The following is a 24,577-nucleotide window of genomic DNA, read 5'->3' on the forward strand; positions in this document are numbered from 1 at the left end:
ATGTGCTCAGCTCGGGTAGTCGCCGCGCTTCACCTGGGGCTTGGGCACGCGCATCCGGCGCAGGTTCATCGCGCGCGTGATCGCGTACAGGCGCCAGCCGCGCGGAAGCCTTCCGATCCCGAAGCGCTCCTCGAAGTGCTTCTTGGCCGATCGCGTGATGAGCCACACCTCGATGCCCATGCCGATGAGGACCAGGTAGAACGCCATGATGACGATCGTGCCCGCGACGCTGCTGCCGATGAACAGGGTGATGACGACGAAGGCCAGCATGACGGGCATCGCCCACTCGGCGGCGGAGGACCGGGCGTCGATGAAGTCACGGAGCCAGCGGCGCTCGGGGCCGCGGTGCTCGAGCGGCATGTTGCGCTCGTCGCCGCTCATGAGCGCCTCGTTCTCCTTCGCGCGCTGGGCGCGCTGCGCCTCCTTGCGCGCCTGCTTGTCCTCCTTGGTCGCCTGACCACCCACGAGGGGCCGGTGGTTCGCGGCCTCCTGCGTCTTGCGCTTCGGGGTGGGTCGGCCCTTGCCGACGGGAACCGTGCTGTCCTCGTCGGGCAGGTCCACGGTGCTGTCGTTCTTGCTCATCATTCTCCGGTTCGTGCTCCGCGTCGGTGCGGTGCGGTCAATCGTTCGAGGGCGCGGGGGCCGGGAGCGCGAGCATCCGGTCCAGCGCCACCTTCGCCTCTGCCTGGGTCTGCGGGTCCACCTCGATGCGGTTGGGCACCTCGCCCGCGACGAGCGACTCGAGCGCCCACACGAGGTGCGGCACGTCGATGCGGTTCATCGTCGAGCAGAAGCAGACGGTGTCCTCGAGGAAATGGATCTCCTTGTCAGGGTGAGCGTTCGCGAGGCGACGCACCAGGTTGAGCTCCGTGCCGATCGCCCACTTCGTGCCGGGCGCGGCTTCCTCGATGGCCTTGATGATGTACTCGGTCGAGCCGACCATGTCGGCCGATGCGACCACGTCGTGCGCGCACTCGGGGTGCACGATCACGGTGATGTCCTGGACCTTCTCGCGCAGCGCGTCGATGTTCTCCTTGCGGAAGCGGGCGTGAACCGAGCAGTGACCCTTCCACAGGATCATGCGCGCGTTCTGGAGCTCCTCGACGGTGTTGCCGCCGAGCGCCTTGCGCGGGTCGTAGACCACGCAGTCGTCGAGGCTCATCGCGAGCTTGAGGACGGCGGTGTTGCGGCCCAGGTGCTGGTCCGGGAAGAAGAAGACCTTGCCGTCGCCCTCGACGCCGCCGACCTGATCGAAGGCCCAGCGCAGCGCCGTCTCGGCGTTCGAGGAGGTGCACACCGCGCCGCGGTTGCGACCGCAGAACGCCTTGAGCGCGGCGGTCGAGTTCATGTACGTGATCGGGATGGTGCGGTCCGTGATGCCGGCCTCGGCCAGCTGCGCCCATGCGTCCTCGACCTGGTTGATGTCGGCCAGGTCGGCCATCGAGCAGCCGGCGGCCATGTCGGGCAGCACGACCTGCTGCGCGTCCGTCGTGAGGATGTCGGCCGACTCCGCCATGAAGTGCACGCCGCAGAAGACGATGAACTCGGCCTCGGGGCGGTTCGCCGCGTCGCGCGCGAGCTTGAACGAGTCGCCGGTAACGTCCGCGAACTGGATGACCTCGTCGCGCTGGTAGTGGTGGCCCAGGATGAAGACGCGGTCGCCCAGCGTCTCCTTCGCCTTGAGGGCGCGCTCGACCAGGTCGGGATCCGACGGCGAGGGCAGGGCTCCGGGGCAGTCGACGCCTCGCTCCGACATGAGGTCACGACGCTGACCCAGAAGGAGGAGGGCGGGCGACTCGGCAGGTTCCGTGAAGGTCGCGCTCATTCGTGCATTGTCTCATGGGCGAGAGGCGCCGAGTCCCGGGCCTGGCGACCGGGGCGGTGGCCGCCGCACCGTCGTCCACAGGTTCTGACCCTGGGGCCCATCTCCACAGATCTGGCGCTGTCGCCAGTGATGGGGACGACGCGATTCCTACGTTGAGGGCATGGGCTACAGCATTTCGATCTGGGACGGGCAGACGCCGTCGAACCGTGACGACGCATATGAGATCTGGAAGCGGGTCTACGGTGCGGGGCATCCCGTCATCCCGCCGAGCCCACGGATCTTGGGCTTCATGCGCATGCTCTCGGAGCGCTGGCCGGATCCCCTCGCGGAGGACGCGCCCTTCAAGCGGGACTTCTGGCAGTGGGACGACGCGGCCGGGAACTTGTTCGACACAGAGCTGCGGTTCGGGCGGGATTCGGAGGCCGAATGGATCTGCCGGGCCGCGGAACGCGAGGGGCTCGTCTTCTGGGATCCGCAGCACGACCGGTGGCGGGCTCCATTCAGGGCTCGTTGGGAGGAGGCATGAGCTCCGGTGCGACGCTCCGGTCGGAGGTACCATTTGTGGTACGACTACGGATGGAGCGTGCCATGGCGATCACCGCGAGCGAGGCCAGGAAGAACCTGTTCCCGCTGATCAAGCAGGTCAATGACGATGCGCTGGCCGTGGAGATCACGTCGAAGGCCGGCTCGGCGGTGCTGATGTCGCTCGAGGAGTACGAGGCACTCCAGGAGACGGCCTACCTCTTCCGTTCGCCCGCGAATGCGCGACGGTTGCACGAGGCCGATGCTGAGCTGCGAGCGGGCGGTGGCGTCGTGCACGAGCTGGACCGCGGGTGAGGGTCTCGTTCACGACCGCTGGCTGGGAGGACTACCGGTGCTGGCAGTCGGAGGACCGCGCCGTGCTGCGACGCGTCAACAGGGTTATCGATGACATCTGCAGAGATGATCCCTTCACGGGGATCGGCAAGCCCGAGCGGTTGCGGTACGGAGTTGATGCGTGGTCGCGGCGGATCGACGGCGAGCACCGTCTCGTCTACCGCGTCGAGGGAGAGAGCCTGCTGATCCTTCAGGCCAGGTACCACTACTGACCGGTTCGGATCTGCCTCCTTGATGACATCGGAGCCCTGGCGAGGCAGGCACACTTGACCCCATGCGAGTCGTAGCGGCAGTCGAGGGCTGGCCTGGCGTCCCCGCCTACGAGGCCAGGCGGATCGTCGAGCACGCGTGGCGCGACGCGGCGCCGGGCATCGACGTCGTCACCGTCCTCCTGGGCGATGGCGGCCCGCGCAGCGCCGACAGCGTGGCCGGCCCGCTGCGCACGATCGAGCGCGTCACCGCCGCGGACACGTACGAAGGCCTCATGCTCGCGCCCGCCGGTGGAGCGCAGCGATGGGACCCGACCTCGCTCGGCTCAGCTCTCCGGGCCATCGCCGCATCGGGCACGGAAGCGAAGCGGGTGATCGTCCCGCTCGGCGATGCCGAGCCCGCGGGCGACGCCACGGCCTTGTGGGGTGCGTCCTTGGTCGAGTCCCGCTCCGCTCTCGCAGGCCTCGACATCACGGCGCTCGTCGGCTCGGACCGGCCGCTGCTCGGCTTCCACGGCATGAGCGCGGCGGTGCGCGAGGGGCGCGAGGGGGACCGTGCCCTCGCGATCGCCGCGCAGCAGCAGGAGGAGCGGTGGCGTGCCCGCGCCGCGAAGGCCGACGACGTGGTCGCGGCGCGCGAGCTGCTCGCGAGCCCGCGCCGGCTGTCCGACCAGCCCCGCACAGGAGCCGCGGGTGGCCTCGCGTACTGCCTGGCCGCGCTCGGGGCGCGCCTCGAGGCGGCCTCTCACTCGCTCGCCTCGTGGGCGGGCCTGCCCGAGGCGGTCCAGTCTGCCGACGTCGTCGTCGCCGTCGTGGACACGCTGTCGCACGCCGCGCTCGACCACGGTGCGACGGCCCCCGCCGGCGGCCTCGCGGCCGCGCAGGGCGTCCCCGCTGTCGTCCTCACGACCGACTCTCATGTCGGCAGGCGCGACCTCATGGCCGCGGGCATCCACGGTGCGCACCTGGGGGACGAGGGCGCGTCGGGCCTTGCGGACGCGGTGACTCGCGCCGCTCGTACCTGGACTCCTTCGCGCTGAGCAAGGACGCAGGAAATCTGCGTGGGAATCCGGGCACAACCTGCGTGCGTCAAGCGTTGCTATGGGCAGGACCCGGCGGCCATCCCTCAGCGGTCGTCGGGTCCGCATCGTTCCTTCGCCGGGCGAGATCGTCGCCAAGACCCGTGCGTCGTCGTATTGTTGTAGACGGAACAACGAAAGGAAGTGGCCATGGCAGACACCGCCACCTCGGAGAAGACCCACGGCGTCGTCATCACCGACACCGCCGCCGCGAAGGTCAAGAGCCTGCTCGAGCAGGAGGGCCGCGACGACCTGCGTCTGCGCCTCGCCGTGCAGCCGGGCGGCTGCTCGGGCCTCATCTACCAGCTGTACTTCGATGAGCGCACGCTCGACGGCGACGCCATCCGCGACTTCGACGGCGTCGGAGTGATCGTGGACAAGATGTCGGTGCCGTACCTCGATGGCGCGACCATCGACTTCTCGGACACCATCGAGAAGCAGGGCTTCACGATCGACAACCCCAACGCGTCGAGCTCGTGCGCGTGCGGTGACTCGTTCGCCTGATCGGGCGTCTCGAAAGCTTCACGAAGGACGGTGAGGGCCACGCGGCCCTCACCGTCCTTCGTCGTTCCAGGACGATGCGGCAGCTGGAGGAGTCGACGCCCCTAGTCGTTCACACGCCCCCAGGCGGGCGCCTCCTGCGGGACCTCGACGCGGCCGCCGAACCCCGCATCGGACCTGGCGTCCGCGATGACGCGGGGGAGGAGGGCGAGGAAGCGGTCGACCGCCGCATCGTCCACTCCCGGGTGGAGACCGATGCGGATGTTGCCGGTCGAAGGCGAGCCGATCGCCGCGAGGACCCGGCTGGGCTCGAAGCCGTCGTGCTCGCAGGCCGAGCCCGAGCCGACGGCGATGCCCTCCCGGTCGAGGCGTCCGAGCACCGCCTCGCCGTCAACGCCCGTGCACACGAGGGTGACGAGGTGGGGTGCTCGCTCGAGCGGGTCCCCCACGACACTCACGGCGTCCATGCGGGCGGCCTCCGAGCGGATGCGCTCGACCAGGCCGGATACGCGGGTCTCCGTCGCGGCGAGAGTCTCCATCCGCTCTTGAAGGGCGACCGCCGACGCGAGGATCAACGGGACCGACACTCCACCGGCCTCCCAGCCCGAGCGCTCGGGCCATGCCGGCAGCCAGCGGGTGCGCGAGCGCACCGCGAGGACGCCGACGCCCTGCGGGCCGCCCCAGTCGGCGGGGTTCGCGACGATCGCGTCCCAGGAGTGGGGTGACTCCATATGACCGATCGACGCGGTCGCATCCACGACGAGCGGCACCTCATGCGCCGCGGTGATCTCGTGGATGGCGTCGAGCCGCTGCGCGGTGCCGAGCTCGTGGTTGACGTGCTCGACTGCGGCGAGCGTGACATCGGGATAGTCGAGCGCGGCCGTGAACCAATCGACGTCAAGGTGACCCTGCGCGTCCACCGGGACGGTCTCAACGTGGCCGCTCGAGTAGTAGTGCGCGGCGTGCAGCGTCGCGTCCCGCTCGACGGCCGAGGCGACGATGCGCTCGCGCCCGCGACGGGCCGTGTGGACCGCGCCGATCACGCGCTCGAGCGCGATCACGGGGCTCGGGGAGAAGGCGACCTCGTGCGCGGGACATCCGAGCACCTCGGCGATGGCCTCGCGCGACGCCTCGACCAGGCCCTGGGCCCGCCGGGACTCCGCGTGGAGGCGCCGGGGGTCCGCCCAGCCGTCCGCGAAACCGGCACGCACTGCCTCGAGCGCCCTGTCGGTCATGGGAGCGCTGCCGCTCGCGTCGAGATAAGTGCGAGTCTGCGCCATAGGACCAAAGTACCGCGCGCTATGCTGTGGACGTGTCCCCAAATACGCGTACCCGTTTGCTCAGGCGCACCCTGACTGCGGTCGGCCTCGGCGGCGTGGCAATGATGCTCGCCGGCTGCTCGACCGGGATCGAGAACGGCGCCCTCCCGTCCACTCCCGAGATCACCAACCACACTGGAACGATCATCCAGCTGTGGAACGGATCCTGGATCGCCGCGCTCGCCGTCGGTGTCATCACCTGGGGTCTGATCCTCTGGGCGGTCGCCGTCTATCGCAAGCGCAAGGGCGATGATCAGCTCCCCAAGCAGACCAGGGCGAACGTGCCGCTCGAGCTCATGTACACCATCGTCCCGGTGATCATGGTCGGCGTCCTGTTCACCTGGACCGTGCGCGGCGTCTGGGAGATCAAGGACACGTCGGCCGAGCCCGACGTGGAGATCCAGGTCATCGGCAAGCAGTGGTCGTGGGACTTCAACTACGTGACGGACGACGTGCACAGCATCGGCGTCCAGGCGCAGCTCACCGGTGAGGAGGGCGTCGAGGAGACCCTGCCGACCCTCTATCTGCCGGTCGGCGAGCTCGTCGAGTTCCAGCTCAACTCGCGCGACGTCATCCACTCTTTCTGGATCCCGGCGTTCCTCTACAAGGAGGACACGATCCCGGGCAAGACCAACGTCTTCCAGGTGATCCCTCAGGAGGAGGGCACCTACCAGGGCAAGTGCGCCGAGCTCTGCGGCGAGTACCACGCGTCCATGCTGTTCAACGTGAAGGTCGTCTCCCGCGAGGAGTACGACGCCTACATCGAGTCGCTGCGCGAGGAGGGCCACACCGGCATCATCGGCCTCGAGTACTCGCGCGACCAGGCCGTGCAGATCGGCATCGAGGAGAGCGAGGACTGATGGCCATCGCAGCTTTCGAGGAGCCAGGCGCCCTCGACACCGTTCGCACCATCCCGGCCGCGCCGAGCCGCTCCGGCTCGCAGGTCATCAAGTGGATCACCTCCACCGACCACAAGACCATCGGGTACATGTACCTGGTCACGTCGTTCGGCTTCTTCGTGATCGGCGGCCTGCTCGCGCTGCTCATCCGCGCCGAGCTGTTCGCGCCCGGCATCCAGATCGTGCAGTCCGCCGAGCAGTACAACCAGCTGTTCACGATGCACGGCACGATCATGCTGCTGCTGTTCGCGACGCCGCTGTTCGCCGGCTTCGCGAACGTCATCATGCCGCTGCAGATCGGCGCCCCTGACGTCGCGTTCCCGCGCCTCAACATGTTCGCCTACTGGCTGTACCTGTTCGGTGGCCTCATCGCTGTCGCCGGGTTCTTCACGCCGTCCGGCGCGGCCTCGTTCGGCTGGTTCGCGTACGCGCCGCTGTCCAACGCGGTCTACTCCCCGGGCGTCGGCGGCAACCTGTGGGTCTTCGGCCTCGCGCTCGGCGGCTTCGGCACGATCCTCGGCGCGGTCAACTTCATCACGACCATCGTGACGATGCGCGCGCCCGGCATGACGATGTTCCGCATGCCGATCTTCACGTGGAACACGCTGGTCACGTCGATGCTCGTCATCATCGCGTTCCCGCCGTTCGCCTCCGCGCTGTTCGCACTCGGCGCGGACCGCGTGCTCGGCGCGCAGATCTTCGACCCCGAGAACGGCGGAGCCATCCTCTGGCAGCACCTGTTCTGGTTCTTCGGTCACCCCGAGGTCTACATCATCGCGCTGCCGTTCTTCGGCATCGTCTCCGAGATCTTCCCCGTCTTCAGCCGCAAGCCGCTGTTCGGATACCACGGCCTCGTGTACGCGACCATCGCGATCGCCGCGCTGTCCGTGTCCGTGTGGGCGCACCACATGTACGTGACCGGCGCGGTGCTGCTGCCGTTCTTCTCGTTCATGACGATGCTCATCGCGGTGCCGACGGGAGTGAAGTTCTACAACTGGATCGGCACGATGTGGCGAGGCAAGATCGTCATGGCCACGCCGATGCTGTGGTCCGTGGGCTTCCTCATCACGTTCCTCTTCGGCGGGCTCACCGGCATCATCCTGTCGTCGCCGGTCCTCGACTTCCCGATCTCCGACACCTACTTCGTCGTCGCGCACTTCCACTACGTGGTGTTCGGCACCGTCGTGTTCGCGATGTTCGCCGGCTTCTACTTCTGGTGGCCCAAGTTCACCGGCAAGATGCTCGACGAGACGTGGGGCAAGGTCCACTTCTACCTGCTGTTCGTCGGCTTCCACACCACGTTCCTGGTCCAGCACTGGCTGGGCGCCGAGGGCATGGCGCGACGCTACGTCGACTACCTGCCCGAGGACGGCTTCACCTGGATGAACCAGCTGTCGACCGTCGGCGCGTTCCTCACGGCGATCTCCACCCTGCCGTTCTTCTGGAACATCTACATCACGCACAAGAAGGCACCCAAGGTCACCGTGGACGACCCGTGGGGCTTCGGAGGCTCGCTCGAGTGGGCGACCTCTTGCCCGCCCCCGCGTCACAACTTCACGTCGATCCCGCGCATCCGCTCGGAGCGCCCCGCGTTCGACCTGCACCACCCCGAGGTCGCCGCGATCGACCACGAGGGCGACCCCGCGTTCGCGATGGCAGGAGGCCCGTCCACCTCGGTCGACGACTCGTCCGCCACCGACACCGCCGACACGAAGTAGGAGCGAGCTGACATGAAGATCGAATCCAACGTCTTCTTCCTGCCCGGGCTGTTCTTCCTCTTCATCGGGCTGGTCTACGGATTCCTCACGCATTTCAAGGAGACCGTCGGGTTCCCGGCGATCCTGCTCACCGCGGGCCTCGCGTTCATGGTCGGCGTCTACTTCAAGATGCTCGAGCGTCGCCACGGCGCCCGCCCCGAGGACCGCGAGGACGCCGAGATCGCCGAGCTGTCGGGCGACCAGGGCCTGTACGCCCCGTGGAGCTGGTGGCCGCTCGTCATGGCGCTCGGCGCCGCGATCGCGTTCGTGGCTATGGCGGTCGGCTGGTGGCTCATGGCCCCCGCGGCGATCATCGGCACGATCGGTGTCGTCGGCTGGGTGATGGAGTTCTCGACGGGGCGCTTCGCGCACTGACCCCCGTCCGACAGAAGGGCCCGGCTCCTGAGGGGGAGTCGGGCCGTTCTGCGTTCCTGGCCGGCGGTCGCATCGTCCCCGTGCCGGAAGCCGGCTGCCGGCCATCACGCCGCCAAGAACCCCGGTGGACGCGCTCCGTGCCACCTTCGACGCCCGCGTGCGTCCTGGAGGACACTGATCGTCATCCGTCCGAATCCAGCAGAAAGCCGCAACGTGCACCTTCGCCGCCTCGCCTCAGCCGACGACCTCATGCCTTTCCTCGTGCTCGCGATGAACTGGCAGCCGGGCCGCGACTGGGATGCGGAACGCGTGTGGGCCGCGCCGGAGATCGCCCACTACATCGAGGGCTGGATGCGCGCCGGCGACGACGGCGTGATGGCAGAGGACGACGGTGCGTCCGTCGGTTGCGCGTGGTGGCGCTTCTTCAACTCCAGTGACCCTGGCTACGGCTACTTCGCCGATGACGTCCCCGAGATCGGGCTCGCCGTCACGCCGGCGGCCCAGGGCAGGGGCGTGGGGAGGGCGCTGCTGACCGCGCTGATCGACCTGGCACGCGCTCAGGAGCTCCCTGGGCTGAGCCTGTCCGTCGAGGACGGCAACGACGGCGCCCGGCGGCTGTACGACGCGCTTGGCTTCGCCGTGGTCGGTCGCTCTGGCAACGCGGACACGATGCTGCTGCGGCTCTGAAGGAGCCCGCGTACGACGAAGGGCGGGCCTCCCGGAGGAGACCCGCCCTTGAATCCTGCGAGGGGGTGCGTCAGAGGACGATGAGGCCCTCGACGGAGACCGCCTTGGTGAAGCGCGCCTGCACGTTGCCCCAGTCCACGACGTTCCACCACGCCTTGACGTAGTCCGCCTTGACGTTGCGGTACTGGAGGTAGAAGGCGTGCTCCCACATGTCGAGCATGAGCAGCGGGACGAGGCCGACGGGGACGTTGCCCTGCTGGTCGTACAGCTGCACGATGACGAGCTTCTTGCCGATCGTGTCCCACGCGAGGATCGACCAGCCGGAGCCCATGATCGTCATCGCGTTGTTGGTGAAGTGCGCGACGAACTTGTCGAACGAGCCGAAGTTGTCGTCGATCGCGGCGGCCAGCTCGCCGAACGGCTTGTCGCCGCCCTCGGGGGACATGTTCGTCCAGAAGATCGAGTGGTTGGTGTGGCCACCCAGGTTGAAGGCGAGGGCCTTCTCGAGGCCCGCGATCGCACCGAAGCTGTCGGTGTCGCGCGCCTCGGCCATCTTCTCGAGAGCGGTGTTCGCACCCGCGACGTACGCGGCGTGGTGCTTGCTGTGGTGCAGCTCCATGATCTGGCCCGCGATGTGCGGGTCGAGAGCGCCGTAGTCATACGTGAGATCCGGCAGGCTGTACTCGGCCATTCTTCCTCCTCATCAGGCCCCCTCCCAGGGGCTCTTCGGTCTGTGCATGTCCGACGGACGCAGGGATGTCCATCGGACCTACATCTACTCCAACCGGTGGGACCTTGCAGTTGTTCCAGGCCCGGCTGAACGTCGTGTGAACAGAGAACGAGGAGCCCAGGGGAGCGGCGTGCGCGGCACGGCTCCTCCTGGACTCCTCGTCAGACGCGTGGCGTCAGTCCTTCGCGGCCTCGGCGAGCTCATGCTCGCTCTCATGCGCCGCGTCGTCGTGCGAACCGTGGTGGTGCTGCGCCTCGGCGTACTCGGCGGGGGTGACGGGCTCGACGCGGTCCTCGAAGTAGAACCGCGACAGGCGGGCCTTGAACCGCTGCCAGCGCATGCCCTTCCTGCGCACGCCGGCCTCGTTGTACTCCTCGGGAGCGTCGAACGGCGCGATGTTCTCGTAGTTGACCCGGAGCCACAGCTCCTGGTCGCTCAGCGGCTCGTGGACCTCGATGTACTCGCCGTGCTCGTGACGGACGATGCGGCCCGTCTCGTGGCCGTGGAGGACCAGTTCGCGGTCCTTGCGTTGGAGGCCCATGGCGATGCGCTTGGTGACCCAGAACAGGGTCGGCGGGACGACGAAGATCGCGATGCGGAACGTCCACGTGAGGTCGTTGAGCGACAGATGGAACAGGTTGGCGATGATGTCGTTCGAGCCCTCCATCGCCAGGATCATGTAGAACGAGATCAGCGCGACGCCGATGCCGGTGCGGGTCGGCGCGTTGCGCGGACGGTCGAGCACATGCTTCTCGCCGCGGTCACCGGTGGCCCACGCCTCGATCCACGGGTACAGCGCGAGCGTGGTGAAGAACAGACCGGGGATGATCACTGCGGGGATGAGGATGTTCATCGGCAGGGTGATGCCGAAGATGTGCCACTCGAAGGGGATCGGCCCCAGCCATCCGGGCATGAGGCGCAGCGCGCCGTCGACGAACAGGATGTACCAGTCGGGCTGCGTTCCCGCGGACACCGGCGACGGGTCGTAAGGGCCGTAGTTCCACACCGGGTTGATGGTGAACAGGGCGCCGAGGATCGCGATGATGCCGAAGACGACGAAGAAGAATCCGCCCGCCTTCGCGGTGTAGACCGGGAACAGCGGCAGGCCGACGACGTTCTTGTGGGTGCGTCCGCCGCCCGGGTACTGGGTGTGCTTGTGCAGGAACACCAGGAACAGGTGCACCGCGACGAGCGCGAGGATCAGGCCGGGCACCAGCAGGATGTGCGCGGTGAACAGGCGGGGGATCAGGACCTCGCCGGGGAACTCGCCGCCGAACAGCCAGAACGAGATGTACGAGCCGAGGATCGGCACCGACTTGATGACGCCGTCGATGATGCGCAGGCCGTTGCCGGAGAGTACGTCGTCGGGCAGCGAGTAGCCGGTGAAGCCTCCCGCGAGGGACAGGATCATCAGCGTGAAGCCGACGAGCCAGTTGAGCTCGCGCGGCTTGCGGAACGCGCCCGTGAAGAACACGCGGGCCATGTGGATCACGATGGCCGCGGTGAACATCAGCGCCGCCCAGTGGTGGATCTGGCGCATGAGGAGGCCACCGGGGACCTCGAACGACATATGCAGCGTCGACTCGAAGGCCTTCGACATCTCGACGCCCTGCATCGTCTCGAGAGGGCCGTCGTACTCGACGATCGTCATGGACGGCTCGAAGTAGGCGGTGATGAAGACGCCCGACAGCAGCAGGACGACGAACGAGTACAGCGCGACCTCGCCCAGCATGAACGACCAGTGGTCGGGGAAGAGCTTGCGCGAGAAGTACTTGACCAGCGCGCCGACCCCGGTGCGCTCGTCGACGTAGTTGGCGGTGCCGGAAGCGGCGGCGTTGAGCTTGGCGCCCATCAGTGGCTCGTCTCCTCGTCGTCGGTCGAGTCATCGCCCATGAGGCGGTCCCAGAATGAGGGGCCGACGGGCTCGTGGAAGTCGCTCTTGGCCACGATGTAGCCCTCGTCGTCCACCTCGATGGGGAGCTGGGGGAGCGGACGCTTGGCCGGACCGAAGACGACCTTGGCGCCGTTGGCGACGTCGAAGGTGGACTGGTGGCACGGGCATAGCAGGTGGTGCGTCTGCTGCTCGTAGAGCGCCACGGGGCAGCCGACGTGGGTGCAGATCTTCGAGTAGGCGACGATCCCGTCGAAGGACCAGTCCTCGCGGCCCTCCTGGACATTGAGGTCCTCGGGGTTGAGGCGGACCAGGAGGACGACGGCCTTGGCCTTCTCCTCGATCTTGCCGTGCTCGAGCTCGTTGAGGCCGTCGGGGATGACGTGGAAGGCAGAGCCGATCGTGACGTCGGCGGCCTTGATGGGGGTGCCGTCGGGGTCCTTGGTGAGGCGGACGCCCTTGGCCCACATGGTGTGGCGGAACTTGGAGACGTTCCAGTCACCTCCCATCGAGGCGATCTGAGGCACCAGGAACGCCAGCGGAGCGATGGCGAGCGCGGTGATCATCGAGCCCTTGAGCAGCGTGCGACGCTTGGGGCCGGCGAGCCCCGAGTCCTCGACGCCGTCCTTGAGGTTCTGGATCGCGCCCTCGCGCGCCTCGTCGGACGAGCGCATCTCGTGGCGCTCCTCGACCATCTCGTGGTCACGCATGAGCGTCTTCGCCCAGTGGATGGCGCCGATGCCGATGCCGAGCATCGCGAGCGCGATTCCCAGGCCCAGCACGGCGTTGAAGGTCCGGATGGAGGTCACGGACTCGCCCATGTCCATGCCGAAGTAGCCGACCAGAGCGACGATCGTGCCCACGATGGACAGTCCGAAGATCGCCGCGGTCTGGCGCTCGGCCTTGTCCGCCGCCTTCGGGTCGACATCAGCCTTGCGTGGTCGATGGAAGGGGACGCCTGGGTCCTGGAACTCCTGCTCCGCCCCTGGCTCAGTGGTGTTCTCGAGGCTCATGAGGAGCGCGCTCCGATCCAGATCGTGCTTGCGATGAGGAGGCCGATGCCGACGATCCAGGCCCAGAACGCCTCGGCCACGGGGCCGATGGAACCGAACGAGAGGCCGCCGGGGGAGCCGTCGCGCTGCGCGACCAGGTACGCGATGATGTCGCGCTTGCTCTCCTCGGTGATGTTGGCGTTGTTGAAGACGGGCATGGACTGCGGGCCCGTCAGCATCGCCTCGAAGATGTGGGTCGGCGTCGTCTCCATGAGCGACGGCGCGAACTTGCCCTGCGTGAGGGCTCCGCCGCCGCCGACCGAGCCGTGGCACATGGCGCAGTTCGTGCGGAACAGCTCCATGCCCTTGGCCGCGTCGCCGAGCTCGGGGTCCACCTGTTCCGCTGTCGGAACCGAGGGGCCCGTGCCGAGCGAGGCGACGTAGGCCGCGAGCTGTGCGATCTGCTCCTCGGTGAAGACGACCTCCTTCGCGGGAGCCTGGGCGCCCGAGGCCTGCATGGGCATGCGGCCCGTGCCGACCTGGAAGTCGACCGCGGCGGCGCCGACGCCGACGAGCGACGGAGCGACGCCGTCCTGGCCCTGCGCATCGATGCCGTGGCAGGTGGCGCAGTTCGACGTGAAGAGCTTCTGCCCTTCCTCGATGTCGGAGGACGACGCGGTGGTGGCCTCGGCGGACTGCGACGTGATGACGGCGCCGACGCCGGTGAGAAGAGCGAGGAGCGTCAGCACAAGGATCAGCGGGGCCGCCTTGTGGTAGCGCTTGCGTGCAAGTGCGTGCATTGTCGGGGGGACCCTTTACTGGACCAGGTAGACGACGGCGAACAGGGCGATCCACACCACGTCCACGAAGTGCCAGTAGTACGACACGACGATGGTGGTGGTGGCCTCGTGAGAGGTGAACTTCTTGGCGGCGAACGAGCGTGCCAGCACGAACAGCATCGCGATGAGGCCGCCGATGACGTGCAGGCCGTGGAAGCCGGTCGCGAGGTAGAAGACCGAGCCGTAGGGGCTCGACGAGATCGTGATCCCCTCCGACACGAGCGTCGCGTACTCGTAGACCTGGCCGGCGATGAAGAGCGAACCCATCAGATACGTGAGCACGAACCACTCGTGCATGCCCCAGCTCTTGACCTGCCAGATCGAGCCGGTGCGGCGCCTCTGATATCGCTCCGCGGCGAAGACGCCTGCCTGCGCGGTGAACGAGGACAGGACGAGGACCACGGTGAAGAACAAGGCAGTCGGGAGCTTGAGGAGCTGGGTCGTCTCCTCCCACACATCGGGCACCTGGGCCCTCAATGTGAAGTACATCGCGAACAGGCCGGCGAAGAACATCAGCTCGGAGCTCAGCCACACGATGGTTCCGACTGCCACCTGGTTGGGGCGGGTCGCGTGAATGGGCGACGGCACCGTCGTTGCATGGGACATAGGTCCTATTAAAGCGCACGGGAGGTTGACATGGCATCAACCGGTGGGGCGCGTTCCTCGAAGCCCGTGCGCGTGCCAGAATGTCGATATGAGCGACCTGCAGACCAGGGACGAGAACGCCCTCGAAACCGCCACCGCGCGAATCCTGCTCTATTCGGACGACCGCAACGTGCGCGAGAAGGTGCGTTTCGCGGTGGGATCGACCGCCGCGGGGCGGTCGATCGAGTGGCTCGAGACGGCGACGCACGAGGCGACCGTGACGGCGCTCGACGGTGACGCGTTCGACCTCGTGATCCTCGACGGAGAGGCCGCCAAGGTCGGCGGCATGGGGATCGCGCGGCAGATGAAGCACGAGATGTTCAGCGTGCCGCCGATCCTGCTGCTCGTCGGGCGCCCCGGCGACGCGTGGCTCGCCACGTGGTCGGAGGCCGATGGCGCCGTGTCGCACCCGCTCGACCCGTTCGCCGTGCGCGAGGCCGTCGTCGAGCTGCTCGCCAAGTAGGGGTCCGGTATGGCGACCCTGCAGGAGCTGCTGTCCAAGCTCGTCGAGCACCAGGACCTCACCGCGGACGAGACCTCGAGCGTGATGGACCAGATCCTCACCGACTCCGCGTCGCCCGTCACCGTGGCCGCGCTGCTCGCGGCCCTGCGCGTCAAGCGCGAGACCTCGGAGGAGGTCGCCGGTCTCGCCGCGGCGATGCTGGATCACGCCGTGCGATTCGAGGTCCCGACCCGGTCGGTCGACATCGTCGGCACCGGCGGCGACGGCGCGCACACCGTGAACATCTCAACCATGGCCTCGCTCGTCATGGCGGGTGCGGGGCTCACCGTGGTCAAGCACGGCAACCGCGCCGCAACCTCCAAGTCGGGCTCCGCCGATGTGCTCGCCGAGCTGGGCGTGCGGCTCGACCTGCCGGTGGAGCGGGTGAAGGAGCTCGCGACCGAGGTGGGAATCACCTTCTGCTTCGCTCAGGTGTTCCACCCGGCCATGCGCTTCGCGATGCCCATCCGCAAGGAGATCGGCGTCCCGACGACGTTCAACATCCTGGGCCCGCTGACCAATCCCGCGCAGCCGGAGGCCACGGCGATCGGCTCGTCGTCGATGCGTGTCTCGCCGGTCCTCGCGGGAGTGATCGCGGCGCAGGGGCGCGAGGCGCTCGTGTTCCACGGAGACGACGGGCTCGACGAGCTCGCCGCGACCGGTGGCGCGACCGTCTGGGAGGTCCGCGCGGGCGAGGTCCACGAGCTGCGTCTCGACGCGGTGCGCGACCTGGGCCTGCCGCCGATCACCGTCGAGGATCTGCGTGGGGGTGAGCCGTCGGAGAACGCGGCGATCGCGAGGGAGATGCTCGCCGGCTCCACGGGGCCGGTGCGCGACACCGTGATCCTGAATGCGGCCGCGGGCATGGTCGCCGACGGGACCCTGCCGGGCACGTCGAGCGGTTCGCTGGTCGAGCGCTTCGCCGCCGGCATGGAGATCGCGGCCACATCCATCGACGAGGGCCGCGCGAGCGACGTCCTCGATCGCTGGGTCGCCGACACCCAGGCGTGATCAGTAGCTGACGGCGGACCTTCGGCTGTCGACGACCTTCGCGTGGTCGTCCTTGCGGGCGCTCACCCATGACGCGTGTCTGCCCGCCGCATTGACGGACTGGGCCCACTCGCCGTCCACGTGCAGCAGGCGCGTTCCGGGGCGCTCGAGCCAGCGCGCGAGCATCTCCTGCTCCTCGATGAGCGGTTCGGCGACGTCCAGGGTGGCCCAGGCGTCCCGCAGGCGATCGGCGGCGGCCCACACCTGACCCGCGACGTGCTCGGATCCGGCGAGGAGGCCGCGGCTGACCGAGACGAGGTCCCACCCGTCGCCCGAGCGTCGGGCCGCGACGAGGCTCACGCGCCTGAGCGACTCGAGACGCTGACCCCGCATCGCGCCCTCGATCAAGGCGCTCACGCCATCCCTCAGCTCGGCGGCGCGCTCGTAGTCGAGCCGCGCGGCGTGCTCGGCGATCTGGACGCGCAGCGCCTCGACGACGGGGGAGGGATCCTCCATCATCGCGGAGCGTGCGGCATCGACGGCCTGGGCGTAGCCCGAGTCCGCGCCGCGCTGGCAGGGCGCCGAGCATTGGCCGAGATCCTTGAGCAGGCATGCTCGAGCGAGTGGGCGGGGAACGAGCGGAAGCCGCGTCGTGCAGGTGCGCAGCGACATTGCGAGCTCGAGCGCCTCGATCGCGGCCCTGGCGTCGCCCGCGCCGCGCATGGGCCCCAGCACGCCCTGGGCGCCCGCGATCGCGCGCGAGACGGACAGGCGGGGATACGGCTCGGAGGTCAGCTTCACCCACGTCGTGCGCTCGGGCCGCGCGGAACGCCTGTTGTATCGCGGGCGATGCTCCTCGATCAGGCGCACCTCACGCACGTTCGCCTCGATCTCGGTCGCGCACACCTGGGTGTCCACGGCGACCGCGAGCTCGAGCATCTCCCGGATCTGCCGACGCTGCTCCCCGCGCGTGAAGTAGCTCTTCACGCGCGAACGCAGGTTCTTGGAGGTGCCGACGTAGAGGCGCTCGCCGCGGGGCCCCCTGAAGATGTAGACGCCGGGCTTGGACGGGACCCCTTCCGCGAGAACGGCCTTCTTGCGCAGCCTCTCCGGCATCGGGTTGCGCAGCGAGTCGAGATCCTCGCGATGCGTGATGCCGAACCTCGCGAGGCGCTCGAGCATGCCGTGGAGCACCTCGGATGTCGCGCGCGCGTCGTCGAGCGCGCGGTGATTGGGCGTGACCTCCGTGCCGAACACCCGCGCGAGGGTGCCGAGCTTCTTGTTCGGGGCCTCCTCCTTGGTGGTCGCGCGTCGCGCGAGGACGAGGGTGTCGACGACCTCGTTGCCTGGCCACGCGTACTCGTGGGCGCGGCACGCGGCCTTGAGGAAGCCCACGTCGAAGCGGGCGTTGTGCGCGACGAGCACCGCGTCGCCCAGGAACTCGAGGAATGAGGGGAGCACCTGCTCGATGCGGGGCGCCGCGTAGACCATCGCATCCGTGATCCCCGTCAGCGCCACGATCATGGGAGGGATCGGGGCGCCGGGATCCACGAGCGTCTGGAACTCGCCGAGCACCTCGCCACCCCGCGTCTTCACCGCGCCGATCTCCGTGATGCCCGAGGAGTCGGGGGATCCTCCCGTCGTCTCGAGGTCCACGACGACGAAGGTGGTCGCGGAGAGGGGCTCGCCGATGTCCTCGAGGCTGCGCTGAGTGCCTGCGAGGAGAGGCGCGAGATCGGGCGTGGTCATGCAAGGACGGTACGTCACGGGGCTGACACGGAGGCGGGGACCGACCGGCGTCCCCAGCGCGGTTCACATCGTCCGCGCTCCACCGCACGGCGCCCTCATCCGCGAATGTCAGACCCCGTCCCTAGCGTGGGAGCCATGTTGATCGATTGCGATACGTGCGAGATGCGCGGCCGTGCGTGCGGCGACTGCGTGGTCAGCTTCCTGACCATCCCCGTGAGGCCCGGGGCAGCTCCCGAGCCCGTCACCGCCGACGCCCGGTCCGGCGTTCACGAGCCCGTCGAGATGGACCCCGACCAGATGAAGGCGGTGGCGAACCTCGCCGCGGGCGGACTCATCGCGCCCCTGCGGCTCGTCGAACGCCGAAGAGCGGGGTGACACGACGCCGGTGATCGGTGGCGCGTGTCATGCGCGCCACCGCCACAGAGGCCGGGCGAGGCGATCCGTCGCGCCCGTCAGCGGGTCAGGTACAGGTCCTCGATCCGATCCGCGAAGTCCTTGAGCACCTGGGTGCGCTTCACCTTGAGGGACGGGGTGAGATACCCGTTGTCCACCGTGAAGTCCTCGAGCAGGATCTCGTACTTGCGGATCGACTCGGCGCGGGACACCGCCTTGTTCGCGCGCGACACGGCGCGATCCATGTGCTCGCGCACGACGGGGTGCGCCGCGGCCTCGGCGGGCGTCATCTCGGGCAGCTCCTTGCCCTTGAGCCAGCCCGGAAGCGCCTCGGCGTCGAGCGTGACGAGCGCCGCGATGAACGGCTTGCCGTCGCCCACGACCACGCACTGGTCGACGAGCGGGTAGGCGCGGAGCCGGTCCTCGAGCACCGCCGGCGCGACATTCTTGCCGCCCGCGGTGACGATGATCTCCTTCTTGCGCCCCGTGATCGTGAGGAAGCCCTCCTCGTCGATCGTGCCGATGTCACCCGTCGCGAACCAGCCGTCCGACATGGCGTCCTGGGTCGCGGTCGGATTGCGGTGATAGCCCCTGAAGAGCATCTCGCCGCGCATCATGATCTCGCCGTCATCGGCGACTCGCGCCTCCATCCCGGGAAGCACCTTGCCGACCGTGCCGATCTTGGAGACATCGGGTCGGTTGACGTGGGAGGCTGCGTTGACCTCGGTGAGCCCGTAGCCCTCCATGACGTGAAGCCCGAGCCCACCGTAGAAGTGCCCGAGCCGGTCTCCGAGCGGCGCGGACCCGGAGATGGCCCAGCGCGCGTTGCCGCCGAGCACGTCGACGATCTTCGACAGCACCAGGCGGTACGCGACAGCGTGTTGCGCGCGCAGCATCGGCGACGGGCCACGAGGGGTTCCCTGGGCCTTCGAGTACTCGATCGACTGCTTCGCCGCCCAGCGGAAGATCTTGACCTTGCCGCCGGCCGCGGCCTTCTGCTCGGCCGAGTTGTAGACCTTCTCGAACACGCGTGGCACCGCGAGCAGCAGGGTCGGCTTGAACGTGCCGAGCAGCGGCACGAGCTTCTTCGAGTCGGGGCAGTAGCCGATGACCGTGCCGGAGGCGAGCAGCACCACCTCGACCAGGCGCGCGAGCGAGTGCGCGAGCGTCATGAACAGCACGGTCGAGGCGCCCTCGCTCAACAGCACCGGCCCCAACTCCTGCTGGATGCCCACGGTGTGGCGCACGTAGTTGTAGTGGGTCAGCTCCACGCCCTTGGGACGGCCCGTGGTGCCAGAGGTGTAGATGATCGTCGCGACGTCATCGTGGCCCGCGAGCTCCACGCGGCGGTTGAGCTCGGCGTCGGGGACCTCTCGGCCCGCGGCGATGAGGTCGTCGATGCAACCCTCGTCCATGACGAGCACATGCGTGAGGGGGCTCTCGGAGTCAGCGGCCACGGAACGCGCGAGCTTCGCGTGGTGCGCGGTCTCGACCACGATCGTCGAGACCTCCGAGTCCGACGTGATCCAGTCGATCTGAGATGCGGACGACGTGTCGTAGATCGGAACGGGCAGCGCGGAGACGGACCAGAGCGCGAGATCCACGATCGACCACTCGTATCGCGTCCGCGCCATGATCGACACGGCGTCGGCGGGCTGGACGCCACGCGCGATGAAGCCCTTCGCGACGGCGTTCACGAGCGCCTGCGCCTCGGCGCCGCTCAGGTCGTGCCATGCGTCGTCATCGTCGGTGTACCGGAGCACGGTGCGATCGGCCCGATCCTCCCAGGCCTTCCTGATCATCACGGGGATGTTGGCCGCATACTCGCGGTCGTCAGTCGGCATCGTCGCTCCCTCGTCGGTCCAGCCGTTTTTCTCACGATACCCTTGAGGACCGGGGAGACGATCAAAGGAGAGCGAGGGCCATGCACGCCATTGGAGTCGACATCGGCGGCACCAAGATCGCGGTGGGGGTCGTCGCGGCCGACGGCACCATCGTGACCAAGCTGCGCAGGGAGACCAAGCCGCAGGACCCGGGATCGATCGATCTCGCGATCGCCGACGCGGTGAAGGAGCTCTCGAAGGATTTCGAGTTCAAGTCGGTGGGCCTCGCGGCCGCGGGGTTCGCGAGCTCCGACCGCAACCACATGACCTTCGCTCCGAACATCGCGTGGCGCGAGTACGCGCTCGGCGACAAGGTGCGGGACCTGATCGGGCGTGACGACCTGGCGGTCGTCGTGGAGAACGACGGCAACGCGGCCGGCTGGGCCGAGTACGTGCACGGCGCGGGCCGTCACACCCGCAACATGACGATGCTGACCATCGGCACCGGTATCGGCGCCGCTCTCATCGTCAACAGCGAGCTCGTGCGCGGCGCCTACGGCTTCGCGGCCGAGGTGGGCCACATGCGCGTCGTGCCGGACGGGCACCCGTGCGGCTGCGGTCTGCGCGGCTGCTTCGAGCAGTACGGCTCGGGCTCGGCGCTCACCCGCGAGGCGCGCCGTGCCGGCATCGAGCGTGAGGTCCGCGCCGCGGCGCTGCTCGAGCGCGCCGGCGGCGAGGCGGCGAAGATCACCGGCCCCGACGTCACCGAGGCCGCCATGGAGGGCGATGAGCTCTCGATCGAGCTGCTGCGTGACCTCGGCACCTGGATCGGCATCGGCTGCGCGTCGCTCGCCGCGGTGCTCGATCCCGAGGTGTTCGTGATCGGCGGCGGCGCGATCGCAGCGGGGGACCTGCTGCTTGAGCCCGCCCGCGAGGCCTACAACGAGCATGTGCCTGCCCAGGCCGTGCGCCCCGTGACGCCGATCGTCGCGGCGGAGATGGGCAACGACGCCGGGATCGTCGGCGCGGCCGCGCTCGCCCGCGAGGCCGTGGGCGTCTAGGAGGAATCGATGTACTACGGCCTGTTCAAGCACGTCATCATCGGACCGCCGATGAAGGCCTACTACCAGCCGTGGGTCGAGGGTGCCGAGAACGTGCCCGAGACCGGAGGCGCGATCCTCGCCTCGAACCACCTGTCGTTCTCGGACTCGATCTTCCTGCCGCTCGTCCTCAAGCGGAAGGTCGTGTTCCTCGGCAAGTCCGAGTACTTCACGGGCAAGGGCGTCAAGGGATGGGCCACCCGCGCCTTCATGGAGGGCGTCGGCACGATCCCCGTGCATCGCGGCGGAGGTCGCGCGTCTGAGGCGGCGCTGCGCACCGGCCTGCAGGTGGTGCAGGGTGGAGAGCTGCTCGGCATCTACCCCGAGGGGACCCGCAGCCCCGACGGTCGCATCTACCGCGGTAAGACCGGCGTCGCGCGCCTCGCCATCGAGGCGGGCGTGCCGATCATCCCTGTCGCGATGATCGGCACGGACGTCGCCCAGCCGATCGGGCAGAAGGTGCCGTCGCGCGCCGACATCGGGGTGCGCATCGGCGCTCCGATCGATCCGTCCGAGTACAGCGCCCGCCAGGACGACCGCGAGGCTCTGCGCGAGCTGACGGACAAGGTGGTCCATGCGATCGGCGAGCTCTCCGGCCAGGAGTACGTGGATCGGGATGCCGCCCAGTACAAGCGTGAGCTCGACAAGGGTGGCCAGAAGCCGTCCGGTCGGGCCGGGGACGGTGCCGCCTCCTAGGCCCTCGGGCCGTCTGCACCGGGGAGCGCCCACCCCTATGATGGGCGAGGAATTCTCGAGACGAAATCGAAAGGAATCGCCATGTCGGTTCGCCGCGTCGCACTTCTCACCGCCGGAGGCTTCGCCCCCTGCCTCTCGTCCGCCGTCGGCGGACTGATCGAGCGCTACACCGAGATCGCTCCCGAGGTCGAGATCATCGCCTATGAGCACGGTTACTGGGGCCTGCTGCAGGGCAAGAAGACCGTGATCGACGACGAGGTCCGCGCCCACGCCGGCCTGCTGCACGAGTTCGGCGGCTCGCCCATCGGCAACTCGCGCGTGAAGCTCACGAACGCGGCCGACTGCGTCAAGCGCGGGCTCGTCGAGGAGGGTCAGAACCCGCTCGAGGTCGCCGCGGAGCAGCTCAAGGCCGACGGCGTCGACGTCCTCCACACCATCGGTGGCGACGACACCAACACGACCGCAGCGGACCTCGCCGCGTACCTCGCGGAGCACGACTACGGGCTCACCGTGGTCGGCCTCCCGAAGACCATCGACAACGACGTGGTGCCCATCCGTCAGTCGCTCGGCGCGTGGACCGCTGCCGAGGAGGCCGCCAAGTTCGGCCGCAACATCATCGGCGAGCACCGCTCGGGCCCGCGCATGCTGATCATCCACGAGGTCATGGGCCGCGCGTGCGGCTGGCTCACCGCCGCCGCCGCGAAGTCCTACCGCGAGGACCTCGCGACCCGCACGTTCCTCCCCGGTATCGGCCTCACCAAGGAGCGTTGGGACATCCACGCGGTGTACGTGCCCGAGTCGAAGATCGACCTTGACGCCGAGGCCGAGCGCCTCAAGGCCGTCATGGACGAGGTCGGCAACGTCAACATCTTCCTGTCCGAGGGCGCTGGCGTGCCCGAGATCATCGCGGAGATCGAGGAGGCCGGCGGCACCGTCGACCGTGACCCGTTCGGTCACGTCAAGCTCGACACGATCAACCCGGGACAGTGGTTCGCGAAGCAGTTCGCGGAGCGCCTGGGCGCCGAGAAGGTCATGGTGCAGAAGTCGGGCTACTACTCGCGCGCCGCGGCCGCGAACGCGACCGACCTGCGCCTCATCAAGTCCATGACCGACTACGCGGTCGAGTGCGCCCTGCGCGGCGAGCCCGGCGTCATCGGTCACGACGAGGAGGACGGCGACCGCCTCAAGGCGATCCCGTTCCCGCGCATCGCCGGCCACAAGCCCTTCGACGTGACCACTCCCTGGTACACCGAGATGATCGCGGAGATCGGTCAGGCCTGATAGCGCATGACCGAGGCAGCCCTCCAGGCGGCCGGCGTCGACTCGTACCTCGCGTGCGAGGCGAAGCAGCAGCCCGTCTGGCCCGATAAGGACGCCCTCGAGCGCGCGACCGCGCGCCTGAGGGAGGTCCCCCCGCTGGTCTTCGCAGGAGAGGCCGACGTGCTGCGAGGACATCTCGCAGCCGCCGGCCGCGGCGAGGCCTTCGTCCTCCAGGGCGGTGACTGCGCGGAGATCTTCTCGGAGGCCTCCGCCGACCGGATCCGCAACAAGATCAAGACGATCCTCCAGATGGCGGTCGTCCTGACCTACGGCGCCTCGACGCCCGTAATCAAGATCGGCCGCATGGCCGGTCAGTACGCGAAGCCGCGGTCGTCCGACACGGAGACCCGCGACGGCGTGACACTGCCCGCGTACCGCGGCGACATCGTCAACGCCTTCGCGTTCACCGAGGAGGCTCGCACTCCTGACCCCGAGCGGCTGCTCGAGGCGTACCACGTGTCGGCGTCGACCCTGAACCTCATCAGGGCCTTCACCACGGGTGGCTTCGCGGACCTGCGTCGCGTCCACCAGTGGAACAAGGGCTTCGCCGCCAACCCGGCGTACGCGCGCTACGACCAGATGGCGGGCGAGATCGACCGCGCGGTGCGCTTCATGGAGGCGGCCGGCGGCGACTTCGACGCGCTGCGCACGGTCGAGATGTTCTCAAGCCACGAGGCTCTGCTGCTGGACTACGAGCGTGCGCTCACCCGCATCGACTCCCGTTCCGGGCTGCCGTACGACTGCTCGGGCCACCTGCTGTGGATCGGCGAGCGCACGCGCGAGCTGGACGGCGCGCATGTGGAGTTCATGTCGAGGATCCACAACCCGATCGCGGTGAAGCTCGGCCCCACCTCGACCGCGGCGGATGCCATCGCGCTGTCGGAGCGGCTCAACCCGAACGGCATCGAAGGTCGCCTGACGTTCGTCGCGCGCATGGGCGCGGACAAGGTCAGGGACGTGCTTCCCGGCATCGTCGAGGGCGTGCGTGACGCGGGCGTCCCGGTCACGTGGCTCACGGACCCGATGCACGGGAACACGTTCACGTCGGCGTCGGGCTTCAAGACCCGCAGCTTCGACACGATCCTCGACGAGGTCACGGGCTTCTTCGAGGTGCATCGCTCTCTCGGCACCGTGCCTGGGGGACTTCACGTCGAGCTCACCGGTGACGACGTCACCGAGGTCCTCGGCGGCACCGAGGAGATCGACGACGAGGGTCTCGCCTTCCGCTACGAGACGAAGGTCGATCCGCGCCTGAACCACCAGCAGTCGCTCGAGATGGCGTTCCTGGTGGCGGAGCTGCTCAGCGCGCGAAGCTGATGCGCTGAGCGCGATCGCGCGCCGTACGCAAGAGGCGGGGCCCGGCTGATGCCGGGCCCCGCC

Annotated in this window: 26 protein-coding genes; 16 read left to right on the forward strand and 10 right to left on the reverse strand. The window is 68.5% G+C overall.

The features are described from left to right. Positions 1-6: 6 nt before the first annotated feature. Both AOP78_RS04905 and nadA read right to left on the reverse strand, forming a co-directional pair. Positions 7-585, reverse strand: coding sequence for a DUF3043 domain-containing protein (locus tag AOP78_RS04905; protein ID WP_062202105.1), 579 nt, complete (start codon positions 583-585; stop codon positions 7-9). Between the two features lie 34 nt (positions 586-619). After that, positions 620-1,825 carry a quinolinate synthase NadA gene (gene nadA / locus AOP78_RS04910; protein WP_062202106.1) on the reverse strand — a complete coding sequence of 402 codons (1,206 nt, stop codon included), beginning with the start codon at positions 1,823-1,825 and terminating at the stop codon, positions 620-622. Positions 1,826-1,985: 160 nt separating this feature from the next. Here nadA and AOP78_RS04915 point away from each other — a divergent pair, with 160 nt between their 5' ends. The 5 genes from AOP78_RS04915 to erpA all read left to right on the forward strand — a co-directional run bounded on the left by AOP78_RS04915 (position 1,986) and on the right by erpA (position 4,493). Beyond that, positions 1,986-2,351 carry a hypothetical protein gene (locus AOP78_RS04915; protein ID WP_062202107.1) on the forward strand — a complete coding sequence of 122 codons (366 nt, stop codon included), beginning with the start codon at positions 1,986-1,988 and terminating at the stop codon, positions 2,349-2,351. A gap of 62 nt (positions 2,352-2,413) precedes the next feature. After that, entirely contained in the window at positions 2,414-2,662 is a 249-nt protein-coding gene (locus AOP78_RS04920) for a type II toxin-antitoxin system Phd/YefM family antitoxin (RefSeq protein WP_062202108.1), read from the forward strand. Continuing rightward, entirely contained in the window at positions 2,659-2,913 is a 255-nt protein-coding gene (locus AOP78_RS04925) for a Txe/YoeB family addiction module toxin (protein WP_062202109.1), read from the forward strand. Before AOP78_RS04920 ends, AOP78_RS04925 begins: the two co-directional genes overlap by 4 nt. A 62-nt stretch (positions 2,914-2,975) precedes the next feature. After that, positions 2,976-3,950, forward strand: coding sequence for a glycerate kinase (locus tag AOP78_RS04930; protein WP_062202110.1), 975 nt, complete (start codon positions 2,976-2,978; stop codon positions 3,948-3,950). Between the two features lie 189 nt (positions 3,951-4,139). Next, a complete protein-coding gene (gene erpA, locus AOP78_RS04935; protein WP_062202111.1) occupies positions 4,140-4,493 on the forward strand; it encodes an iron-sulfur cluster insertion protein ErpA in 354 nt (117 codons plus the stop codon). Positions 4,494-4,594: 101 nt separating this feature from the next. On the opposite strand, the gene AOP78_RS04940 is transcribed toward erpA, so the two are convergent. Further along, positions 4,595-5,770, reverse strand: coding sequence for a cysteine desulfurase family protein (locus tag AOP78_RS04940; protein WP_083979840.1), 1,176 nt, complete (start codon positions 5,768-5,770; stop codon positions 4,595-4,597). Positions 5,771-5,802: 32 nt separating this feature from the next. Between AOP78_RS04940 and ctaC the strand changes: the two genes are divergently transcribed. The 4 genes from ctaC (at position 5,803) to AOP78_RS04960 (ending at position 9,527) form a co-directional block, all read left to right on the forward strand. After that, positions 5,803-6,669: an aa3-type cytochrome oxidase subunit II gene (gene ctaC, locus AOP78_RS04945; RefSeq protein WP_439645015.1), complete on the forward strand. Its 867-nt coding sequence runs from the start codon at positions 5,803-5,805 to the stop codon at positions 6,667-6,669. Next, complete coding sequence (ctaD, locus tag AOP78_RS04950) at positions 6,669-8,426, forward strand: aa3-type cytochrome oxidase subunit I (protein ID WP_062202114.1); 1,758 nt, start codon at positions 6,669-6,671, stop codon at positions 8,424-8,426. Before ctaC ends, ctaD begins: the two co-directional genes overlap by 1 nt. Before the next feature lie 12 nt (positions 8,427-8,438). Then, on the forward strand, positions 8,439-8,840 hold the full coding sequence (locus tag AOP78_RS04955) for a cytochrome c oxidase subunit 4 (protein ID WP_062202115.1): 402 nt from the start codon (positions 8,439-8,441) through the stop codon (positions 8,838-8,840). A 213-nt stretch (positions 8,841-9,053) separates the two neighbouring features. Then, positions 9,054-9,527 (forward strand): GNAT family N-acetyltransferase, encoded by a 474-nt coding sequence (locus AOP78_RS04960; protein WP_236685297.1) that lies wholly within the window; start codon positions 9,054-9,056, stop codon positions 9,525-9,527. A 70-nt stretch (positions 9,528-9,597) separates the two neighbouring features. Here AOP78_RS04960 and AOP78_RS04965 read toward each other — a convergent pair whose 3' ends face one another. From AOP78_RS04965 to ctaE, 5 genes are all read right to left on the reverse strand, one after another. Then, positions 9,598-10,218 (reverse strand): superoxide dismutase, encoded by a 621-nt coding sequence (locus AOP78_RS04965; protein ID WP_062202116.1) that lies wholly within the window; start codon positions 10,216-10,218, stop codon positions 9,598-9,600. 214 nt (positions 10,219-10,432) lie between these two features. Next, a complete protein-coding gene (gene qcrB, locus AOP78_RS04970; protein WP_062202117.1) occupies positions 10,433-12,109 on the reverse strand; it encodes a cytochrome bc1 complex cytochrome b subunit in 1,677 nt (558 codons plus the stop codon). Further along, positions 12,109-13,161, reverse strand: coding sequence for a cytochrome bc1 complex Rieske iron-sulfur subunit (gene qcrA / locus AOP78_RS04975; RefSeq protein ID WP_062202118.1), 1,053 nt, complete (start codon positions 13,159-13,161; stop codon positions 12,109-12,111). The genes qcrB and qcrA overlap by 1 nt, the downstream gene beginning before the upstream one ends. Next, positions 13,158-13,940: a cytochrome bc1 complex diheme cytochrome c subunit gene (qcrC, locus tag AOP78_RS04980; protein WP_062202119.1), complete on the reverse strand. Its 783-nt coding sequence runs from the start codon at positions 13,938-13,940 to the stop codon at positions 13,158-13,160. The genes qcrA and qcrC overlap by 4 nt, the downstream gene beginning before the upstream one ends. A gap of 15 nt (positions 13,941-13,955) precedes the next feature. Next, positions 13,956-14,585: an aa3-type cytochrome oxidase subunit III gene (ctaE, locus tag AOP78_RS04985; protein WP_062202120.1), complete on the reverse strand. Its 630-nt coding sequence runs from the start codon at positions 14,583-14,585 to the stop codon at positions 13,956-13,958. An 88-nt stretch (positions 14,586-14,673) separates the two neighbouring features. Between ctaE and AOP78_RS04990 the strand changes: the two genes are divergently transcribed. Then, positions 14,674-15,087: a response regulator gene (locus AOP78_RS04990; RefSeq protein WP_062202121.1), complete on the forward strand. Its 414-nt coding sequence runs from the start codon at positions 14,674-14,676 to the stop codon at positions 15,085-15,087. A 9-nt stretch (positions 15,088-15,096) separates the two neighbouring features. After that, entirely contained in the window at positions 15,097-16,137 is a 1,041-nt protein-coding gene (trpD, locus tag AOP78_RS04995) for an anthranilate phosphoribosyltransferase (RefSeq protein ID WP_062202122.1), read from the forward strand. Here trpD and AOP78_RS05000 read toward each other — a convergent pair whose 3' ends face one another. Continuing rightward, a complete protein-coding gene (locus tag AOP78_RS05000; RefSeq protein WP_083979842.1) occupies positions 16,138-17,865 on the reverse strand; it encodes a DEDD exonuclease domain-containing protein in 1,728 nt (575 codons plus the stop codon). It abuts the gene before it with no gap. Positions 17,866-18,000: 135 nt separating this feature from the next. Between AOP78_RS05000 and AOP78_RS05005 the strand changes: the two genes are divergently transcribed. Beyond that, positions 18,001-18,240 carry a hypothetical protein gene (locus AOP78_RS05005; protein WP_062202123.1) on the forward strand — a complete coding sequence of 80 codons (240 nt, stop codon included), beginning with the start codon at positions 18,001-18,003 and terminating at the stop codon, positions 18,238-18,240. Between the two features lie 77 nt (positions 18,241-18,317). Here AOP78_RS05005 and AOP78_RS05010 read toward each other — a convergent pair whose 3' ends face one another. Continuing rightward, positions 18,318-20,102 carry an AMP-dependent synthetase/ligase gene (locus AOP78_RS05010; protein ID WP_062202124.1) on the reverse strand — a complete coding sequence of 595 codons (1,785 nt, stop codon included), beginning with the start codon at positions 20,100-20,102 and terminating at the stop codon, positions 18,318-18,320. 80 nt (positions 20,103-20,182) lie between these two features. On the opposite strand from AOP78_RS05010, the gene AOP78_RS05015 reads away from it, so the two are divergent. The 4 genes from AOP78_RS05015 to AOP78_RS05030 all read left to right on the forward strand — a co-directional run bounded on the left by AOP78_RS05015 (position 20,183) and on the right by AOP78_RS05030 (position 24,514). Then, positions 20,183-21,142, forward strand: coding sequence for an ROK family glucokinase (locus AOP78_RS05015; RefSeq protein WP_062202125.1), 960 nt, complete (start codon positions 20,183-20,185; stop codon positions 21,140-21,142). 9 nt (positions 21,143-21,151) lie between these two features. Then, entirely contained in the window at positions 21,152-21,877 is a 726-nt protein-coding gene (locus tag AOP78_RS05020) for a lysophospholipid acyltransferase family protein (protein WP_062202126.1), read from the forward strand. A gap of 81 nt (positions 21,878-21,958) precedes the next feature. After that, the gene (locus tag AOP78_RS05025; protein WP_062202127.1) at positions 21,959-23,158 is read left to right on the forward strand and encodes a pyrophosphate--fructose-6-phosphate 1-phosphotransferase; all 1,200 of its coding nucleotides are present in this window, start codon (positions 21,959-21,961) and stop codon (positions 23,156-23,158) included. A gap of 6 nt (positions 23,159-23,164) precedes the next feature. Continuing rightward, positions 23,165-24,514: a class II 3-deoxy-7-phosphoheptulonate synthase gene (locus AOP78_RS05030; RefSeq protein ID WP_062202128.1), complete on the forward strand. Its 1,350-nt coding sequence runs from the start codon at positions 23,165-23,167 to the stop codon at positions 24,512-24,514. Positions 24,515-24,577 lie beyond the last annotated feature (63 nt).

It is taken from the genome of Demequina salsinemoris (assembly GCF_000974805.1).
Taxonomy (GTDB): domain Bacteria; phylum Actinomycetota; class Actinomycetes; order Actinomycetales; family Demequinaceae; genus Demequina; species Demequina salsinemoris.

Excerpts from the sequence above, each read along its gene's own strand:
- AOP78_RS04905 (WP_062202105.1), bottom strand. The coding sequence starts at position 585 with ATGATGAGCAAGAACGACAGCACCGTGGACCTGCCCGACGAGGACAGC.
- nadA (WP_062202106.1), bottom strand. The coding sequence starts at position 1,825 with ATGAGCGCGACCTTCACGGAACCTGCCGAGTCGCCCGCCCTCCTCCTT.
- AOP78_RS04915 (WP_062202107.1), top strand. The coding sequence starts at position 1,986 with ATGGGCTACAGCATTTCGATCTGGGACGGGCAGACGCCGTCGAACCGT.
- AOP78_RS04920 (WP_062202108.1), top strand. The coding sequence starts at position 2,414 with ATGGCGATCACCGCGAGCGAGGCCAGGAAGAACCTGTTCCCGCTGATC.
- AOP78_RS04930 (WP_062202110.1), top strand. The coding sequence starts at position 2,976 with ATGCGAGTCGTAGCGGCAGTCGAGGGCTGGCCTGGCGTCCCCGCCTAC.
- erpA (WP_062202111.1), top strand. The coding sequence starts at position 4,140 with ATGGCAGACACCGCCACCTCGGAGAAGACCCACGGCGTCGTCATCACC.
- AOP78_RS04940 (WP_083979840.1), bottom strand. The coding sequence starts at position 5,770 with ATGGCGCAGACTCGCACTTATCTCGACGCGAGCGGCAGCGCTCCCATG.
- ctaD (WP_062202114.1), top strand. The coding sequence starts at position 6,669 with ATGGCCATCGCAGCTTTCGAGGAGCCAGGCGCCCTCGACACCGTTCGC.
- AOP78_RS04955 (WP_062202115.1), top strand. The coding sequence starts at position 8,439 with ATGAAGATCGAATCCAACGTCTTCTTCCTGCCCGGGCTGTTCTTCCTC.
- AOP78_RS04965 (WP_062202116.1), bottom strand. The coding sequence starts at position 10,218 with ATGGCCGAGTACAGCCTGCCGGATCTCACGTATGACTACGGCGCTCTC.
- qcrB (WP_062202117.1), bottom strand. The coding sequence starts at position 12,109 with ATGGGCGCCAAGCTCAACGCCGCCGCTTCCGGCACCGCCAACTACGTC.
- qcrA (WP_062202118.1), bottom strand. The coding sequence starts at position 13,161 with ATGAGCCTCGAGAACACCACTGAGCCAGGGGCGGAGCAGGAGTTCCAG.
- qcrC (WP_062202119.1), bottom strand. The coding sequence starts at position 13,940 with ATGCACGCACTTGCACGCAAGCGCTACCACAAGGCGGCCCCGCTGATC.
- ctaE (WP_062202120.1), bottom strand. The coding sequence starts at position 14,585 with ATGTCCCATGCAACGACGGTGCCGTCGCCCATTCACGCGACCCGCCCC.
- AOP78_RS04990 (WP_062202121.1), top strand. The coding sequence starts at position 14,674 with ATGAGCGACCTGCAGACCAGGGACGAGAACGCCCTCGAAACCGCCACC.
- trpD (WP_062202122.1), top strand. The coding sequence starts at position 15,097 with ATGGCGACCCTGCAGGAGCTGCTGTCCAAGCTCGTCGAGCACCAGGAC.
- AOP78_RS05000 (WP_083979842.1), bottom strand. The coding sequence starts at position 17,865 with ATGACCACGCCCGATCTCGCGCCTCTCCTCGCAGGCACTCAGCGCAGC.
- AOP78_RS05005 (WP_062202123.1), top strand. The coding sequence starts at position 18,001 with ATGTTGATCGATTGCGATACGTGCGAGATGCGCGGCCGTGCGTGCGGC.
- AOP78_RS05010 (WP_062202124.1), bottom strand. The coding sequence starts at position 20,102 with ATGCCGACTGACGACCGCGAGTATGCGGCCAACATCCCCGTGATGATC.
- AOP78_RS05015 (WP_062202125.1), top strand. The coding sequence starts at position 20,183 with ATGCACGCCATTGGAGTCGACATCGGCGGCACCAAGATCGCGGTGGGG.
- AOP78_RS05020 (WP_062202126.1), top strand. The coding sequence starts at position 21,152 with ATGTACTACGGCCTGTTCAAGCACGTCATCATCGGACCGCCGATGAAG.
- AOP78_RS05025 (WP_062202127.1), top strand. The coding sequence starts at position 21,959 with ATGTCGGTTCGCCGCGTCGCACTTCTCACCGCCGGAGGCTTCGCCCCC.
- AOP78_RS05030 (WP_062202128.1), top strand. The coding sequence starts at position 23,165 with ATGACCGAGGCAGCCCTCCAGGCGGCCGGCGTCGACTCGTACCTCGCG.